The 15463-nt window shown below is 73.6% G+C and carries 11 protein-coding genes; 2 read left to right on the top strand and 9 right to left on the bottom strand.

Going from position 1 to position 15463, the window contains the following annotated elements; translation table 11 throughout:
* Positions 1-2: 2 nt before the first annotated feature.
* Positions 3-3086 carry a tetratricopeptide repeat protein gene (locus tag AB0F11_RS12375; RefSeq protein WP_362171339.1) on the bottom strand — a complete coding sequence of 1028 codons (3084 nt, stop codon included), beginning with the start codon at positions 3084-3086 and terminating at the stop codon, positions 3-5.
* Positions 3087-3308: 222 nt separating this feature from the next.
* Between AB0F11_RS12375 and AB0F11_RS12370 the strand changes: the two genes are divergently transcribed.
* Positions 3309-4637 (top strand): AarF/ABC1/UbiB kinase family protein, encoded by a 1329-nt coding sequence (locus tag AB0F11_RS12370; protein WP_362171336.1) that lies wholly within the window; start codon positions 3309-3311, stop codon positions 4635-4637.
* A 27-nt stretch (positions 4638-4664) separates the two neighbouring features.
* Here the strand turns inward: AB0F11_RS12370 and AB0F11_RS12365 are convergent, their stop codons facing one another.
* The 5 genes from AB0F11_RS12365 to AB0F11_RS12345 form a co-directional block, all read right to left on the bottom strand.
* Positions 4665-4874, bottom strand: coding sequence for a hypothetical protein (locus AB0F11_RS12365; protein WP_362171333.1), 210 nt, complete (start codon positions 4872-4874; stop codon positions 4665-4667).
* Positions 4875-5064: 190 nt separating this feature from the next.
* Positions 5065-5394 (bottom strand): hypothetical protein, encoded by a 330-nt coding sequence (locus AB0F11_RS12360; protein ID WP_362171330.1) that lies wholly within the window; start codon positions 5392-5394, stop codon positions 5065-5067.
* Entirely contained in the window at positions 5391-5762 is a 372-nt protein-coding gene (locus AB0F11_RS12355; RefSeq protein WP_361908720.1) for a WhiB family transcriptional regulator, read from the bottom strand. Before AB0F11_RS12355 ends, AB0F11_RS12360 begins: the two co-directional genes overlap by 4 nt.
* Before the next feature lie 184 nt (positions 5763-5946).
* Positions 5947-6306 (bottom strand): hypothetical protein, encoded by a 360-nt coding sequence (locus tag AB0F11_RS12350; RefSeq protein WP_362171327.1) that lies wholly within the window; start codon positions 6304-6306, stop codon positions 5947-5949.
* Between the two features lie 169 nt (positions 6307-6475).
* A complete protein-coding gene (locus AB0F11_RS12345) occupies positions 6476-8659 on the bottom strand; it encodes an ATP-dependent DNA helicase UvrD2 (RefSeq protein ID WP_362171324.1) in 2184 nt (727 codons plus the stop codon).
* A 172-nt stretch (positions 8660-8831) separates the two neighbouring features.
* Between AB0F11_RS12345 and AB0F11_RS12340 the strand changes: the two genes are divergently transcribed.
* Positions 8832-9092, top strand: a complete 261-nt coding sequence (locus AB0F11_RS12340) for a mycoredoxin (protein WP_361908712.1) — start codon at positions 8832-8834, stop codon at positions 9090-9092.
* A 126-nt stretch (positions 9093-9218) separates the two neighbouring features.
* On the opposite strand, the gene nudC is transcribed toward AB0F11_RS12340, so the two are convergent.
* From nudC to AB0F11_RS12325, 3 genes are all read right to left on the bottom strand, one after another.
* Positions 9219-10160 carry an NAD(+) diphosphatase gene (nudC, locus tag AB0F11_RS12335; RefSeq protein ID WP_361908709.1) on the bottom strand — a complete coding sequence of 314 codons (942 nt, stop codon included), beginning with the start codon at positions 10158-10160 and terminating at the stop codon, positions 9219-9221.
* An 89-nt stretch (positions 10161-10249) separates the two neighbouring features.
* Positions 10250-11653 carry a dipeptidase gene (locus AB0F11_RS12330; protein WP_362171320.1) on the bottom strand — a complete coding sequence of 468 codons (1404 nt, stop codon included), beginning with the start codon at positions 11651-11653 and terminating at the stop codon, positions 10250-10252.
* Between the two features lie 9 nt (positions 11654-11662).
* Positions 11663-15412, bottom strand: coding sequence for an ATP-dependent DNA helicase (locus AB0F11_RS12325; RefSeq protein ID WP_362171317.1), 3750 nt, complete (start codon positions 15410-15412; stop codon positions 11663-11665).
* Between the last annotated feature and the right edge of the window lie 51 nt (positions 15413-15463).

The following is a 15463-nucleotide window of genomic DNA, read 5'->3' as shown; positions in this document are numbered from 1 at the left end:
TGTCACCCGAGCGCGGCGAGCCGCTCCTCGACGACGCGGCAGAACTCCGGGATCCGCGGCTGCGCCCAGGCGAGCACCGGAATCAGACCCCGCAGGGTGATGAGCAGCTCGTGCACCGTCCCCCTGGGCGGGTTGAGGTCCAGGAACTGCGCGAGGTACCGCTCGGCTTCGTCCCAGCGGGGCCACATGCAGTGAACGAGTACGAGGTTGCTGTAGTCGTCAGGATCACCGGGGGCGGAGAGGAGTTCGGCCGCCCGTTCCAAGTGGTGGTCGCGCTCGGGGTGCCGGAGCACGTGCAGCACCACGGCCGTTTCGAAATGGGTCCAGCCGTCGTCGGGGTCGAGTGCGATCGCCCGCGTGAGGTCGGCCAGAGCCTGGTCGTACTGTCCGAGCACGCGCCGGGCAAAACCCAAGCGGATCAGCACGGGCGCGCTGTCCGGGCGGACCTCGTCCGCACGGCGGTAGGCCGCCAGGGCCTCCTCGGTCCGTCCCAGCTTGAAGAGGACGTCCCCCCAGTCGCTGAGAGCCCAGGGGTCATCGGCCCCGAGTTCGATGGCACGGGCGTGGTCGGCCAGGGCTTCGTCGTACCGGCCGAGCAGTTCATGCGTCAGTCCCCGGCGCTGGTAGGCCCATCGGTAATCCGGGCTGAGCTCGATTGCGCGATCGAAGCCGACCAACGCCTGTTCGAGCATGTTCATCAGCCGGTAGGTCTCGCCGCGGTCGGCGAGGGCCCAGGCGTAGTCCGGTGCGAGCTCGATGGCCCGGGTCAGGTCGGCGAGCGCCTCCTCGTACCGGTCTGCCAGCCGGAGGGTGTCCCCCCGGGCAGCGAACGCCACAGAGTGGTCGGGCTCCAGTTCGAGGGCACGGGTGTAGTCGGCCAAGGCCTCCTCGTACCGTTCGCGGGCCCGGTGGCAGTCGCCTCGGGCGACGCGGGGCCAGGCGAAGTCAGGATCGAGCTCGATCGCCCTGTCCAAGGCGGCCAGAGCCTCCTCGTACTGCCCGGTGTTCGCGAGGACCCAGCCCCGGTTCGCCAGGGCCCAGTCGTTGTCCGGGTCGATCTCGAGGGCGCGGTCGAAGTCGGCGAGAGCCTCGCTGAACCGGCCGGTGCTGCGATGGAGGACGCCGCGCTGGATGAACGCCCCGTAGTTGTCCGGAGCCAGCTCGACGGCCCGGTCGAAGTCGGCCAGTGCCTCCTCGTACCGGCCGAGGTTGTGGCGGCAGTAGCCTCGGCAGATCAAGCTCCAGACATCCGGGTCGAGTTCGAGGGCGCGGGTGTAGTCCGCGACGGCTTCTTCGAAGTGTTCCGTGAGCTCGTGGGTCCGGCCGCGGCCGTAGTGGGCGCGCTCGGTCTCCGGGTCGAGGGCGAGGGCCTGCGCGTAGTCGGCCAGGGCCTCGGGGTACCGCTCGGCGTTGCGGTGGTCGCGGCCGCGGAGGGTGAAGGCGAGGCAGCGGCCAGGGGTGTCGAGCGCGGCACGGGTCAGCAGGAGGGTCAGGGTGGCGGTGCCCGGGTCCGGCTGGTCCAAGGCCGTGCGGAGGCGTTCGCCCCAGACGGCGAGGTCCGCGGACTCGGAGTCCCGGCCGGCCTGGTCCAGCGTCTCGACCCAGCGGCGCAGGGTGGTGATGCCGTCGTCGTAGGCGTCGAGGAGCTCCCTGAGAGCGGCGGGGAGGGCTCCGCGGGCGTCGGCGCAGAGCCGGTGGTAGGTCTCCTGGAGGCGGTGGCTTCGCCAGTTCTCGTCCGACCACCAGCCGTCCGATGGGGCGGCGGCCTCCTCCAACCGGTCGCGGCGTTGCCGGAAGGCGTCGGCCAGGCGGCCGTGCAGCTGTTCCCAGCGCGCGGGGGACTGCCGGCGCTGCAGGCGCAGCATCGCGGTGCGGACGACCTGGTGGTAGCGGCAGTGGCCGGAGCGGTCGGTGACGAAGGGCATCGAGCGCAGCCAGCCGAAGAGTTCGGCCGCCTCCTCCTCGACGGCGGCCCGGTACACGTCCTCGTCCAGCTCCTGGGGGAACGCGCAGGCCAGGGCGGCAGCCCGGCGGGCGGGGTCGGTCTCCCACTTCAGGAACCGCTCCACGGCGGTGCCGCTGGGGTCCCCGATCTCCTCCACGCTGCCGGGCTGGGTCTCGGCGAGGGTGGACACCAGAACCGGGAGCCGGCCCGACAGCCGCAGGATCACCTCGACGACCCGTTCGTCCGTGACCCCCTTGCCGGCGAGCAGCGTGCGGGCCTCGGTGTCGGTGAAGACCTCCAGCGGCCATTCGGTGACCAGGTCGTGCCAGTCCTCCCAGCAGCGGGCGGCGAGGCGGGACTGTCCGGCGAGGACGACCAGCACGTTCGCGGGGAGTTCCCCGTGGCGGTCGCTGACCAGGATGTCGCGCAGCCACGTGTCGAGCATCGGCCCGGTGCGCTCGTAGGTGTCGAAGAAGAGCACGATCCACGGGTTCTTCCGTGCGACCTCGGTGAGCTCTTCCAGGAAGACGGGGGTGAGGGCGTCCAGCGGGGAGAGGACCAGTTCGACGTCGCCGTGGCTGCGCAGCCGGGTGCTCAGGAGGGCCTTGACCCGGTCCGCGCCGGCGGCGACCTGGTTGGGGTCGACCGCGCCGGTGAAGGCGCCGACCCCGGGGATCATGCCCAGCCCGACCAGGCCCAGCTGGGAGGCGACCACGCTGGAGGGAGAGGGAGAGGGGGCGCCGCCGGCGGCCGGATCGGTTCCGGGGGCGGCTATTCCGGCGTCGGCCTCGTGCCGGCGCTGGCGGTAGGTGGCCAGCAGTTTGTCGAAGCCCTTCAGCGGGGCGCCCTGCTGGGCGAACTGGGCGCTGATGAGCTCCATCGTCTCGATGACGTCGGCGACGGATTCGTCGGCATAGGCGGTGACCGCCTGGCCTTCGCGGGCGATGGTCTCCAACTGGCGCACCAGGGTCGACTTCCCGACGCCGGCCTGCCCGCGGACGTGGAAGAGGAACTGCGCCGCCTCGTCCGGGGGCCGGCGCAGGGTGTCGCGGAAGGCCGACACCTCCCCCTGGCGGCCGATGAAGCCGCTGGAACGCCGCCGTCGGATCAGTTCCTGCCTCGAAGGCCCCCGCCCCGCCATCCACAGCCCTTTCGCGATCGGTCACGGTTGCTGCCCGACCATGGTGTCCCACCCGGGGGGACCGCGGTCCCCGATGGCCGGATTCGAGCCCTGGCGGAGGGGAGCCGGTGCGGGCCCGACGGGTGGGAAGGGCCATGACAGGATGCGTTTTGACCGCAGGCACGGGGAGGGCACCCCTGAACCGCCGCTTGCGCCACGGCTGTCTGGGAATTGGAGGGGCGCATGTCTGATCTTCCCCGGAAGGCGGTCACCCGGACCGTCAAACTGGCCGCTCTGCCGCTCGGCATAGCGGGTCGGGCCACCTGGGGGCTCGGGAAACGGATCGGGGGCAAGTCGGCGGAGATCGTGGCGCGGGAGATCCAGCAGCGCACTGCCGATCAGCTGTTCCGCACGCTCGGGGAGTTGAAGGGCGGTGCCATGAAGGTGGGGCAGGCCCTGTCGGTCTTCGAGTCGGCGCTGCCCGAGGACTTCGCCGGGCCGTACCGGGCGGCGCTGACCAAGCTGCAGGAGGCGGCTCCGCCGCTGCCCGCGCAGACGGTGCACCAGGTTCTGGCGGAGCGGCTGGGTGCCGATTGGCGGGATCTGTTCGAGGAGTTCGAGGACAAGCCGGCCGCGGCGGCCTCGATCGGGCAGGTGCACCGGGCGGTGTGGCACGACGGCCGGCAGGTCGCGGTCAAGGTCCAGTACCCGGGAGCCGGGGAGGCGCTGGTGTCGGACCTGAAGCAACTGGGCCGGTTCGCGGGGCTGCTGGGGCCGCTCGTTCCCGGCATGGATCTCAAACCCCTGATCCAGGAGATGCGCGAGCGCGTCGTGGAGGAGCTGGACTACGAGCTGGAGGCCGAGGCGCAGCGCACCCACGCCGATGCGTTCGAGGGCGATCCGGACGTGGTAGTACCGGATGTCGTGCACCAGGGCGATCAGGTGCTGGTGACGGAGTGGTTGGAGGGGACCCCGCTGTCGGAGGTGATATCCGACGGCACGCAGGAGGAGCGCGACCGCGCGGGGCAGTTGCTGGCCCGGTTCCTCTTCACGGGGCCCGCGCGCACGGGGCTCCTGCACGCCGATCCGCACCCGGGGAACTTCCGGCTGCTGACGGGGCCGGACGGTCGGATGCGGCTGGGCGTGCTGGACTTCGGCACGGTCGACCGGCTGCCGGGCGGGTGGCCCAAGCCGATCGGCACCTCGCTGCGGATGACGCTGGAGGGGGACGCCGAGGGGATCTACGGGCACCTGCGCGCCGAAGGGTTCGTGCGGGAGTCCATAGAGCTGGCCCCGGAGGCGGTGCTCGACTACCTGCGGCCGATCATCGAGCCGGCCGAGGCCGAGGAGTTCACCTTCACCCGGTCGTGGCTGCGCGGGCAGGCGGCCCGCATAGCCGATCCCCGCTCCCCCGCCCACCAGTTGGGTCGGCAGATCAACCTGCCGCCCTCGTACCTGCTGATCCACCGGGTCACGCTGAGCACGATCGGGGTGCTCTGCCAGCTGGGGTCGACGGTGCGGCTGCGGGCCGAACTGGAGGCCTGGCTCCCGGGGTTCCTGCCGCCGGAGTGAGCGGACGGGGGCTGCGTACCGGGTCGGTCACCACCAGGACGAGTCGAGGCGGCCCTCGATCGCCCGGAGGTTGGCGCGCGCGCAGTCCACGCAGAAGTACTGTCTGGCACCGTTCTCCACGGAGCAGGTCCAGGTCGGCGGGGCGACGTTGTCGGGGGCCCGGGTGCCGCAGCGCGCGCAGACGACGGGCTGCGCCTCGGGTCCCGGCGAGGCGGGATGGGGAGTCGGCTGGTCCACCTCCAGACGATATCCCCGCGGGGCCGCGGAGCGGTCCGCAACGCACCGGGGGGACCGGTCCGTTCGGACCGGTCCCCCCGGGAGGCTGCCGCGCCGCCGGCCGACGGCGGTCGTTGTCGGCCGGCGGCGGTCGTTGTCGGCCGGCGGCGGTCGTTGTCGGCCGGCGGCGGTCGGCGGCGATCGGTGGCCGTCAGTGCATGACGGCCATCGCCAGTGCACGGCGGGCGCGCAGGGAGACGCGCTCGGCTCGCCGCTGCATGCGGCGGGCGGCGACCAGGCGCAGGGCGCGACGCTCGGCGTCGACCTCACGCATCCGGTCCTCCATATGTGCACGGGCCAGGGCTTCTGGGATGAGTTGCATTTCGCGGGTCCTGTTCTGACGCGAGGTGATCGCGCCGGCGGTGATGAAGTCTGCGGTGGCGGAGCCGTTCGGCTTCTCGCTCGTCGTGTGGGCGGTCATGGGGGCCTGCTTCAGGGGGTCGTGCGTCAGGGGGCGGTCGATGGTTCCGATGGCGGTCATGCCGAGGCAACCGGGTTCTTGCGCGGGCGGCCACGGGGACGCTTGCGGGCGACGACCACACCCTGGACGAAGAGCTCGCCACCCCAGACACCCCAGGGCTCGCGGCGCTCGACCGCGCCGGCGAGGCAGGCCTCGACCAGCGGGCAGGTGCGGCACAGGGACTTGGCGTACTCGACGTCGGCCGGGGACTCGGCGAAGAAGACCTCGGGGTCGTAGGTGCGGCAGGCGACGGGTACGCCGAGGTTCTCGATGGCGTCGTCGAGCGCGGTGAGCGCGGTGAGGGGAGTCAAGGTGGAGTCCTCCGGGACTGCGGGCGGGGAGATCGTGTGGGTCTGCGGTACGGACGGGGCGTGCGCTTCGAGTTGCACGGTGTTTTCTTCCTCGTCTTGTTCGTCTAGTCGTTCCGGCCGGGTCGGCCGGGGGCGGCTGGTACCTGGTCTTGCCAGTCCCGAGGCTCCTTCGGGCTGCCGGCCCCCGTTCGGGGGCAAACAGAAGGGCCGCGGATCCCGGGTGGGGTTCCGCGGCCCTGAAGGCGCCGGCCTGATCATCGGATCAGGCTGGATCACTCCAGGGTTCGAGCCCACGGAAGGCCCACATCAGGTCGTGCTGGTGCTTCGTCTGCTTCGTCTGCTTCGTCTGCGTTCCGGCACCGGCCGCGGCGGCAAAGCCATAGGCCTGGGCCTGGGCTTCTGCCAGTACTGCCACCGGTGCCTGGGTCGGTCGCTCATTCCGCTCGCTCGCGAGCAGCGCGGCAGGCGCGGCCGCCATGGCGCGGTTGCCGGCGGAAATCGCAGACAGACCGGTACCAGGGAGCGGGAGGAGGGAGACGGAACCGAGCAGGGTGGAGCCGAGGGTGCAGGAAGCGACGACCGAGCGATCGGTCATTTTGGTGCTGGTCATGAAGCTGGTCACTGGTCTCGCCTCCTCTCGGCGTCTCGGGGACGGGGGCCCGGGGGCCTGTCCCATGCGTATTCGGATAAGTACAGCACGGATCCGGAGCTTCGTGTGAAGCCACCGTTTCCGTTGCTAAGAACCTATGGGGATCCGACGGGCATGTGCAAACTATTTTTCCGACGAGTTTCTACGCGTCGGCCCCGGCGCCGTCGCCGGGTTCCTGACCTGCGCAGATCGCCAGAACATCGGCTCCGTACCGGTCGAGCTTGCGGACCCCCACTCCGGGGATCGAGGCGAGCTCCCCGTCCTCGCCCGGTGCGGCCTCGGCGATCGCCATGAGGGTCTTGTCCGTGAACACGCAGTACGCGGGCAGTCCCTGCTCCTTGGCCCGGGCGGCGCGCCACTCCCGCAGCCGCTCGTAGAGCCCCTCGTCCATGTCCGAGGGGCAGTCCTCGCAGCGCAGCAGCTTGAGCTCGCCGGCCTCGGTCAGCGTCCTGCCGCAGACCCGGCAGCGGGCGGGGCTGCGGCGGGCGCGGCCGCGCCCTGGGGCGGCCGGCCCGGCGGCCGGGGCGCCGGCCCGCGGGGCGAGGGCGCCGGAGCCCGGCCGCAGGCCGTTCAGGAAGCGGCTGGGCCGACGGGTCGCCCGGCCGCCCGGGGAGCGCGAGAGCCCCCAGGAGAGCGTGAGGTGGTGCCGGGCACGGGTGACGCCGACGTAGAGCAGCCGGCGCTCCTCCTCGATCTGCTCGTCGGTCTTGGCGTACGTGATCGGCACCATGCCGTCGGTCAGGCCGACGAGGAAGACCGCGTCCCACTCCAGGCCCTTCGCGGCGTGCAGCGAGGCGAGGGTGACGCCCTGGACCGTCGGGGCGTGCTGGGCGGCCCGGCGCTCCTCCAACTCGATCGCGAGGTCGGCGAGGGTGGCACCGGACCGGGCGCGGGCGAAGTCCTCGGCGAGGCGGACCAGCGCGGCCAGCGATTCCCACTGGTCGCGCACCGCGCCGGAGCCGGCGGGCGGCTCGGCGGTCCAGCCGGTGGAGCTGAGGACGGCCCGGACCTGGGAGCCGAGCTCGACGACGTCGTCGAGCAGCGGGTCGTTGCCGCCGGAGCGGGCAGCGCCGCGCAGCGCGAGGAGCGCCTTCTGCACCTCGGCCCGCTCGAAGAACCGCTCGGCGCCCCGCAGCTGGTAGGGGACCCCGGCGTCGGCGAGGGCCTGCTCGTACACCTCGGACTGGGCGTTGATGCGGTAGAGCACGGCGATCTCGCCGGCCGGGACGCCGGCGGAGATCAGCTGCCGGATCCGGGCGGCGACGCCCTCGGCCTCGGCGGGCTCGTCGGCGTACTCGGCGTAGACCGGGGCGGGGCCCGGCTCGCGCTGCGAGACCAGCTCCAGGCGGTGCTCGGCGGCGCGGCCCCGGGCCTGGGCGAGCAGCCCGTTGGCCAGGTGGACGACCTGCGGGGTGGAGCGGTAGTCGCGGACCAGCTTGACCAGGGTGGCGTTCGGGTAGCGGGTGCGGAAGTCCAGCAGGTGGTCGGGGGTGGCGCCGGTGAAGGAGTAGATCGTCTGGCTGGCGTCGCCGACGACGCAGAGGCTGTCGCGGTCGCCGAGCCACAGCTCCAGCAGGCGCTGCTGGAGCGGGCTGACGTCCTGGTACTCGTCGACGACGAAGTGCTGGTACTGGCTGCGGATCTGCTCGGCGATGTCGTGCCGGTCCTGGAGGATGCCGACCGTCAGCAGCAGCACGTCCTCGAAGTCGATCATGGCGCGGTCGCGCTTGAGCTGCTCGTACGTGGCGTAGATCTGGGCGATCTCGGCCATGTCGCGGGGCGCCTCGCGGCCCGCCTTGAGGGCGGCCGCCGGATAGTCGGAGGGCACGGTCTGGGTTACCTTCGCCCACTCGATCTCGCCGGTGACGTCGCGCAGCTCCCCGCGGTCCAGCCGCAGCCGGCAGCGGGCCCCCGCCTCGGCGACCAGCTGCACCTTGCGCTCGACGAGCCGGGGCAGGTCCCCGCCGATCGCCCGGGGCCAGAAGTACTGCAGCTGGCGCAGGGCGGCGGAGTGGAAGGTCCGCGCCTGGACCCCGCCCGCGCCCAGGGAGCGCAGGCGGCCGCGCATCTCGCCGGCGGCCCGGTTGGTGAACGTGACGGCGAGCACACTGGCGGGCATGAGCTGCCCGGACCGGACGCCGTAGGCGATGCGGTGGGTGATCGCCCGGGTCTTGCCGGTCCCGGCGCCGGCCAGCACGCACACCGGCCCGCGCAGGGTCGTCGCGACCTCGCGCTGCTCCGGGTCCAGGCCCAGGAGCACCGCGTCGGCCGACTCGGCCGCTTCGGCGCCGGCGGGGAAGGACGGGAAGTGCGTTGCTGCTGTCACCCCAACATGCTGCCAGGTCCGGTGCGGCGGGCGGGACCTTCGATCCACAGGGCACCCCCGCCGGTCGTACTTGACGTACCGGTCGCCCCGCGGGTGCGGGAATGGCTCCCCGGTCCCGTACGTTCGAGTACTCGGCACCACGCCCAGAGACCCACCCACGAAGGAGCGCAGCATGCAGGACACGGGTTCCGTGACGATGTACAGCACGACCTGGTGCGGCTACTGCCGCCGGCTGAAGACCCAGCTGGACCGGGAAGGCATCGCGTACAACGAGATCAACATCGAGCTGGACCCGGAGTCCGCGGCGTTCGTCGAGAAGGCGAACGGCGGGAACCAGACCGTTCCCACCGTGCTCGTCGTCTCGCCCGCCGGCACCGAGTCGGTCATGACGAACCCGAGCCTCGCCCAGGTGCAGCAGGCGCTCGCCGTCTGACCGGGTCCGCCGCGACCCGCTGCCGGCGCCACGGAAAGGCCCCCGCCCCAGGCGGGGGCCTTCCGCTGTGGTGACGAACCTCGCGGGGTGGACGAACCTCGCGGGGTGACGAACCTCGCGCCGCGGCTACGCGGCCGGCCGGGGCAGCGGCTCGCCGTACCAGCGCTCGACCAGCCGGGCCGCGATCGAGATCCCCGACGGCGGCAGCACCTCGCCGGACTCGATCGCCGCGCGCAGGTCCTCGCGGGAGAACCAGCGGGCCTCCTCGATCTCCTCGCCGTCGACGTTGATCTCGCAGGAGACGGCCCGGGCGGTGAAGCCCAACATCAGGCTGTACGGGAACGGCCAGGGCTGGCTGGCGACGTACTCGACCTCGCCGACCTGCACGCCCGCCTCCTCCCAGACCTCGCGGACGACGGACTGCTCGATGGACTCGCCCGGCTCCACGAAGCCGGCCAGCGTCGAGAAGCGGCCCTCCGGCCAGTGCACCTGTCGGCCCAGCAGCGCGCGGTCCCGGTCGTCGGTGACCAGCATGATCACCGCCGGGTCGGTGCGCGGGTAGTGCTCGGCACCGCAGCCCGGGCAGCGGCGGATGTGCCCGGCGGCCGCGACCACCGTGCGCTCGCCGCAGCGCGAGCAGAAGCGGTGCATCCGCTGCCAGTTCTCCAGCGCCACCGCGTGCACCATCAGCCCGGCGTCGCGCGGGGACAGCAGCAGCCCGGCCTCGCGCAGGCCGGCCGGGCGGGCCGACTGGTCCATGCGGCCCGGCAGGGCGTCCTTCTGCAGCGCGAAGTACCGTACGCCGTCCTCGTCGGTGCCCAGGAAGTAGCGGTGCGTCTCGGTGAGCGGGGCCTCGAAGGCCGGGGTCATGACGATCCCGGTGCCCCCGTCGGGGGTGTCGTCGATCAGGACCTGGCCGCCGGAGACCACGAAGACCCGCGTCGTCGGGTGGCTCCACGCGGCGGCGAGCCAGGCCTCGTCGAGGCGGTGGTGCGCGGCACGGTCGATCCCGCTGGGCGCGGCGAGCGAGATCGGGTGCTCGGTATGGATGCTCACAGGTACTTCCAACTCCCCCGGTGGCTGGGACGGGCAGGCTCGGTGACGCGTGACGGGCGGGCGGTGCGGGCGCGGGCGCGGGCGGTGCGGCCGCGGGTGGTTCAGGCGGGCTTCCAGGTGGCGGCCAGGTCGCTCCACAGGTAGGCGGCCGTCTCGACGCCCTTCAGGAGGAGGTCCAGCTCGACCTTCTCGTTCGGCGAGTGCCAGCCGTCCGACGGCACCGAGATGCCGAGGAACAGCACGGGCGCGGACAGCACGTCCTGCAGGTCGGCCGCCGGTCCGGAGCCGCCCTCGCGGGTGAAGCGGACCTTCTGGCCGAAGGCGCGGCCCATGGCCCGTACGACGGACTGCAGCGCCGGGTGGTCCAGCGGCGTCAGGCACGGGCGGGTCGGGGCGCCGAAGACGATGGAGTGGCGGATTCCGTCGGGGATGCGGGCCGCGACCCAGTCGCGTACGGCGGCCTCGACCTCGTAGGGGTCCTGGCCGGACACCAGACGGAACGACAGCTTCAGGTGGGCGGAGGCGGGCACGATGGTCTTGCCGCCGGGGCCCTGGTAGCCGCCGCCGATGCCGTTGACCTCGGCGGTCGGGCGGGCCCAGACGCGCTCCAGCGTGGAGTAGCCCCGCTCGCCGGCGGCCGCGTGCGACTTCGCGGTGCGCAGCCACTGCGCCTCGTCGAACGGCAGCTCGGCGATCAGCGCCCGCTCCTCGTCCGTCAGCTCGGCGATGTTGTCGTAGAAGCCCGGGATCGTGACCCGCTCGTCCGCGTCGTGCAGCGCCGCGACCAGGCGGGCGGCGACAGTGGCCGGGTTGGGCACGGCCCCGCCGAAGGCGCCGGAGTGGATGTCCTGGTCGGGCCCGTGCAGGTCGATCTCGCAGTCGGCGACGCCGCGCATGCCGGTGCACACGGTCGGGGTGGTCTCGGACCACATGCCGGTGTCGGAGACGATCACGACGTCGGCGGCGAGACGGGCCGCCTCGCGCTCCACCAGGGCGCGGAAGTTCGCGGAGCCGGACTCCTCCTCGCCCTCGATCAGCAGCTTCAGGTTCACGGCGGGGGCGTCGGCGCCGGTCGCGGCCAGGTGGGCCCGTACGCCGAGGGTGTGGAAGAACACCTGGCCCTTGTCGTCGGCGGCGCCGCGCGCGTACATCCGGCCGTCCTTGACGACGGGCTCGAACGGCTCGGTGTGCCAGCCGTCGGCCAGGGCGGCGGGCTGCACGTCGTGGTGGCCGTAGACCAGGACGGTCGGGGCCTGCGGGTCCCGGCTGGGCCACTCGGCGAAGACGGCGGGCGCGCCGGCGGTCTCCCAGACCTCGGCGGTCGGGAAGCCGGTCTCCTTGAAGTGGGCGGCGAGCCACTCGGCGCTGCGTCGTACGTCGTCCGCGTGCTCGGGCTGCGCCGAGACCGAGGGGATCCGCAGCCACGCCGCGAGGTCCTCGAGGAAGGCGGTGCGGTGCGTGTCGATGTACGTGCGGACGACGTTGTCCGCCGGGAGGTCGCTCATGCCACGAGCCTATCTGCCCGTCCGGTGGCCGCTGTCGGGGCCCGATCCGCCTTGGAGGATCCGCTCAAGGCGGGCCCGTCCGGGCAGGTTGCGGGGCCGGACCACCCGGCCGCTGCGGACGTGGAGGAAGGCGGCGCCGACCCGGTCGAGGGGGGTGCCGGTGGCCTCCGCCCAGGCCAGGCGGTAGATCGCGAGCTGGAGGGGGTCGGCCTCGGTGGTGCGGCCGGTCTTCCAGTCGACGACCTCGTACGCGTACGGGGCGCCGGGCTCCGGATCGCGGTACACGGCGTCGATCCGGCCGCGGACCACCCGGCCCGCCAGGGTGAGCTGGACCGGGACCTCCAGGCGGTACGGGGTCCGCTCCGCGTACGGGCTGCGCTCGAAGGCGGCCTTGAGGGCGTCGAGGTCGGCCTCGTCGGCCACGTCCTGGTCGGAGCCGGGCAAGCCGGTCTCCGGGTCGAGGACGTCGAGGAACGGGAGCGGGAGCTCCTCGAAGCGGGACTCCACCCACGCGTGGAAGCGGGTGCCCTGGCGGGCGGCCGGCTGGGGGGGCCTGGGCATGGGGCGGGCGAGGTCGCGGGCGAAGCCGGACTCGTCGGCGGCGAGGCGCAGGAGCTGGCTCGCCGAGAGGGCGGACGGGAGCTCGACGTCGCGGACCGCTGCGCGGGCACGGCGGAGCTCGCCCTCCAGGGCGTCGAGGTCCCGGTCCCAGGACGCTACGGCGCGTGCCTCCTCGGCACTGAGCCCGTGCGCCCCGGCGGGGGCGTCCCCGGCCTCTGCTGCCGCGTCGCCGGGCGGCCACAGATCCGCGTCGTCCCCCGGCGAGGTGGGCGCGGGGAGCCACGGCCCGGCGTGCGGGCTGCCGGGGGCGCCTTCCTTCCCCGCCCCGCCCCTTCCCGAAACCGGGGCTCCGCCCCGGACCCCGGAGCGGGGCACGGCCGCTTCCCGACCGGCGTCGGTGAGGTGCTCGCCGGGCAGCCACAGGTCGCCCTCCCGCTCCGCCGCGGGCGCGCCGGTGCCGTCGGCGGGCAGCCGGAGGTCGTCGGCCCCGGTGTCTCCCACCGGCGCGTCCGGACCGGCCGCGGGCGCGGCTGCCTCCGCCCAGGGGTCACCCGGCCACCACAGGTCGTCGGCCGGCTCCGGCGGGGCGTCGGTGGGCCAGGGTTCCTCGGCGTAGGAGGGGTCCTCGCAGTGCGGGGGCCACAGGTACGGGTCCTCGGCCGCCGCCGGGGCGGGTGCTGCCAGGTGGGACTCGACCAGGGCTGCCGCCTCCCGGCGCAGGGCCAGGGACACGGGGTCCAGGGGCAGCGGCCAGGAGTGGTCGGGGGCCGAGCCGGCCGCCAGGGCGGGGTTCTCCTCGTCCGGGTCCGGCTCCGGGGCCCAGGCCTCGATCTCGCCGTGGCCCGCCACGCAGTGGGCGTACAGCGCCTGGAGGAACGGCGACGGCCCCCGTCGCTTCTTCTGCGTCGGGCCCCACCAGTGGCCGGAGGCCAGCAGCAGGGAGCGCGGGCGGGTGAACGTGACGTAGCCGAGGCGGAGCTCCTCGACCTCCTTGTGCTCCTTCAGGGCGGCCTTGAAGGAGCTCAGGCCGGCCGAGGTCCACTCCGGATCCCCGGGCAGGGTGGCGGCGTCGCCGCGCAGCGCGTACGGCAGCACCTTCGGGTAGGAGGTCCAGGCCTCCGGCGGCTTCTGCTTGGGGAAGGAGCCCGCGCACAGGCCGGGGACGACGACCACGTCCCACTCCAGCCCCTTGGACTTGTGGGCGGTGAGCACCTTCACCGTGTTCTCCCCGCCCGGGAGCGCGTGGTCGAGGCCCTTCTCGTACTGCACGGCGGTCCGCAGGAACCCGAGGAAGGCCAGCAGCGACGCCTCGCCGTCGAGGGAGGCGAAGCCGGCGGCCACGTCCAGGAACGACGACAGGGTTTCGCGGCGGCGCGCGGCCAGCGCGTGCGGCGACGCCGACAGCTCGACGTCCAGGCCGGTCGCGGCCAGCACCCGGTGCAGCACGTCCATCAGCGGGTCGGCGAGGGAGCGCCGCAGGTCGCGCAGCTCCTGCGCGAGGTGGGCGAAGCGGACCCGGGCGGCCGCCGAGAACGGCAGGTCGTCCGGGCCCTCCCCCGCGCCGGAGCCGCCGCCCGCGCCGTCCAGGAACGTCTCCAGGGCATCGGCCAGCGAGACGACCTCCGCCGGGTCCACGCCCTCCACGGCCGCGGCCAGCCGCCCGTCGGGGTCCACCTCGCCCGCCGCCCGGCCGACCAGCTGCCGCGCCCGCCGCCCCAGCAGGGCCAGGTCGCGGGCGCCGATGCGCCAGCGCGGCCCGATCAGGAGCCGGACGAGGGAGGCGTTGGCCCCCGGGTCCTGGAGCACCTCGCACACCGCGACCAGGTCGGCGACCTCGGGCAGGTGCAGCAGCCCGGACAGCCCGACCACCTCGACCGGCACGTCCCGGGCCACCAGCGCCGCCTGGATCTGCGCGAAGTCCCCGGCCGAGCGGCACAGCACCGCGATGTCACGCGGCTCGGTCCCGGTGCGGACCAGGTGCGCGACCGAATCGCCGAGCCAGTCGAGCTCCTCGGCGTGGGTGGCCAGCAGCGCGCAGCGCACCGAGCCCGCCCGCTCCTCGCCCGGCGCGGGCCGCAGCGCCTCGACGCCCTCGTGCATGGCCCGCAGCGGGGCGGCCAGCCCGTTGGCCAGGTCGAGGAGCCGGCCGCCGCTGCGCCGGTTCTCGCTGAGCGAGAACCGGGTGGCCGGGCGGCCGTCGGCGTGCGGGAAGTGCTCGGGGAAGTCGTCGAGGTTGGCCACGGACGCCCCGCGCCAGCCGTAGATGGCCTGGCAGGGGTCGCCGACGGCGGTCACGGCGTGCCCGGTGCCCCCGCCGAACAGGCCGGACAGCAGCAGCCGCTGCGCGACGGAGGTGTCCTGGTACTCGTCGAGCAGGACCACCCGGAACTCCTCGCGCAGCAGCGCCCCCACCTCGGGCCGGGTCGTGGCGAGCTCCGCGCACAGGGCTATCTGGTCGCTGAAGTCGAGCAGGTCGCGGGAGCGCTTGGCGGCGCGGTAGCGCTCGGTCAGCTCCAGCAGCTCCAGGCGGCCGCGGACCGCCTCGGGGACCTTGCGCAGGTCGTCGTTGGTGAGGCGGGCACCGGCCAGCTCGTCCAGCAGGGCGGTGTCGTACGCGCGCAGCCGCCCGGGGGTGACCAGGTGCTCGGAGAGCTCCCCGTCCAGCGCGAGCACGTCGCTGACCAGGTCGGGCACCGACTTCGTCAGCGCCGGGTACGGTCCGGGCGCCTCGCGCAGCACACGGGCGGCGAGCTGGAAGCGGGTGGCGTCGGCGAGCAGCCGGGCGCTGGGCTCCAGGCCGATGCGCAGGCCGTGGTCCTTCAGCAGCTGGCCGGCGAAGGCGTGGTAGGTGGAGATGCGGGGCTCGCCGCCGACCGCGTCGGGATGGTCGGCCGGTGAAGGGTCCGGGTCGGTGACACCGGCCCGCGCGAGGGCACCCCGTACGCGCTCGGCCAGCTCGCCGGCGGCCTTGTTGGTGAAGGTCAGGCCGAGGACCTGTTCGGGCGCGACCGTCCCGGTGCCGACCAGCCAGACCACACGGGCGGCCATGACGGTGGTCTTGCCGGAGCCCGCGCCGGCGACGATGACCTGCGGGGCGGGCGGGGCGGTGATGCAGTCCAGCTGTTCGGGGGTGAACGGGATGCCGAGGAGCTCCTTGAGCTGCTCGGGGTCGGTGAGGGGGGACGGGCGCGCGGACACCCGGAAAGGCTAGCCGTCCGCGCCGACACTGCCCGCGACCCGCATCACACG

The sequence above is a fragment of the Streptomyces sp. NPDC032472 genome, from assembly GCF_040636955.1.
Classification (GTDB): domain Bacteria; phylum Actinomycetota; class Actinomycetes; order Streptomycetales; family Streptomycetaceae; genus Streptomyces.
Note: the sequence above shows the minus strand (reverse complement) of the source record. Positions and strands in the feature narration are given on the sequence as shown.

What these genes read in the sequence shown, in the direction of transcription:
- AB0F11_RS12375 (WP_362171339.1), bottom strand. Translation starts at nt 3,086, where the DNA reads ATGGCGGGGCGGGGGCCTTCGAGGCAGGAACTGATCCGACGGCGGCGT.
- AB0F11_RS12370 (WP_362171336.1), top strand. Translation starts at nt 3,309, where the DNA reads ATGTCTGATCTTCCCCGGAAGGCGGTCACCCGGACCGTCAAACTGGCC.
- AB0F11_RS12360 (WP_362171330.1), bottom strand. Translation starts at nt 5,394, where the DNA reads ATGACCGCCATCGGAACCATCGACCGCCCCCTGACGCACGACCCCCTG.
- AB0F11_RS12340 (WP_361908712.1), top strand. Translation starts at nt 8,832, where the DNA reads ATGCAGGACACGGGTTCCGTGACGATGTACAGCACGACCTGGTGCGGC.
- AB0F11_RS12330 (WP_362171320.1), bottom strand. Translation starts at nt 11,653, where the DNA reads ATGAGCGACCTCCCGGCGGACAACGTCGTCCGCACGTACATCGACACG.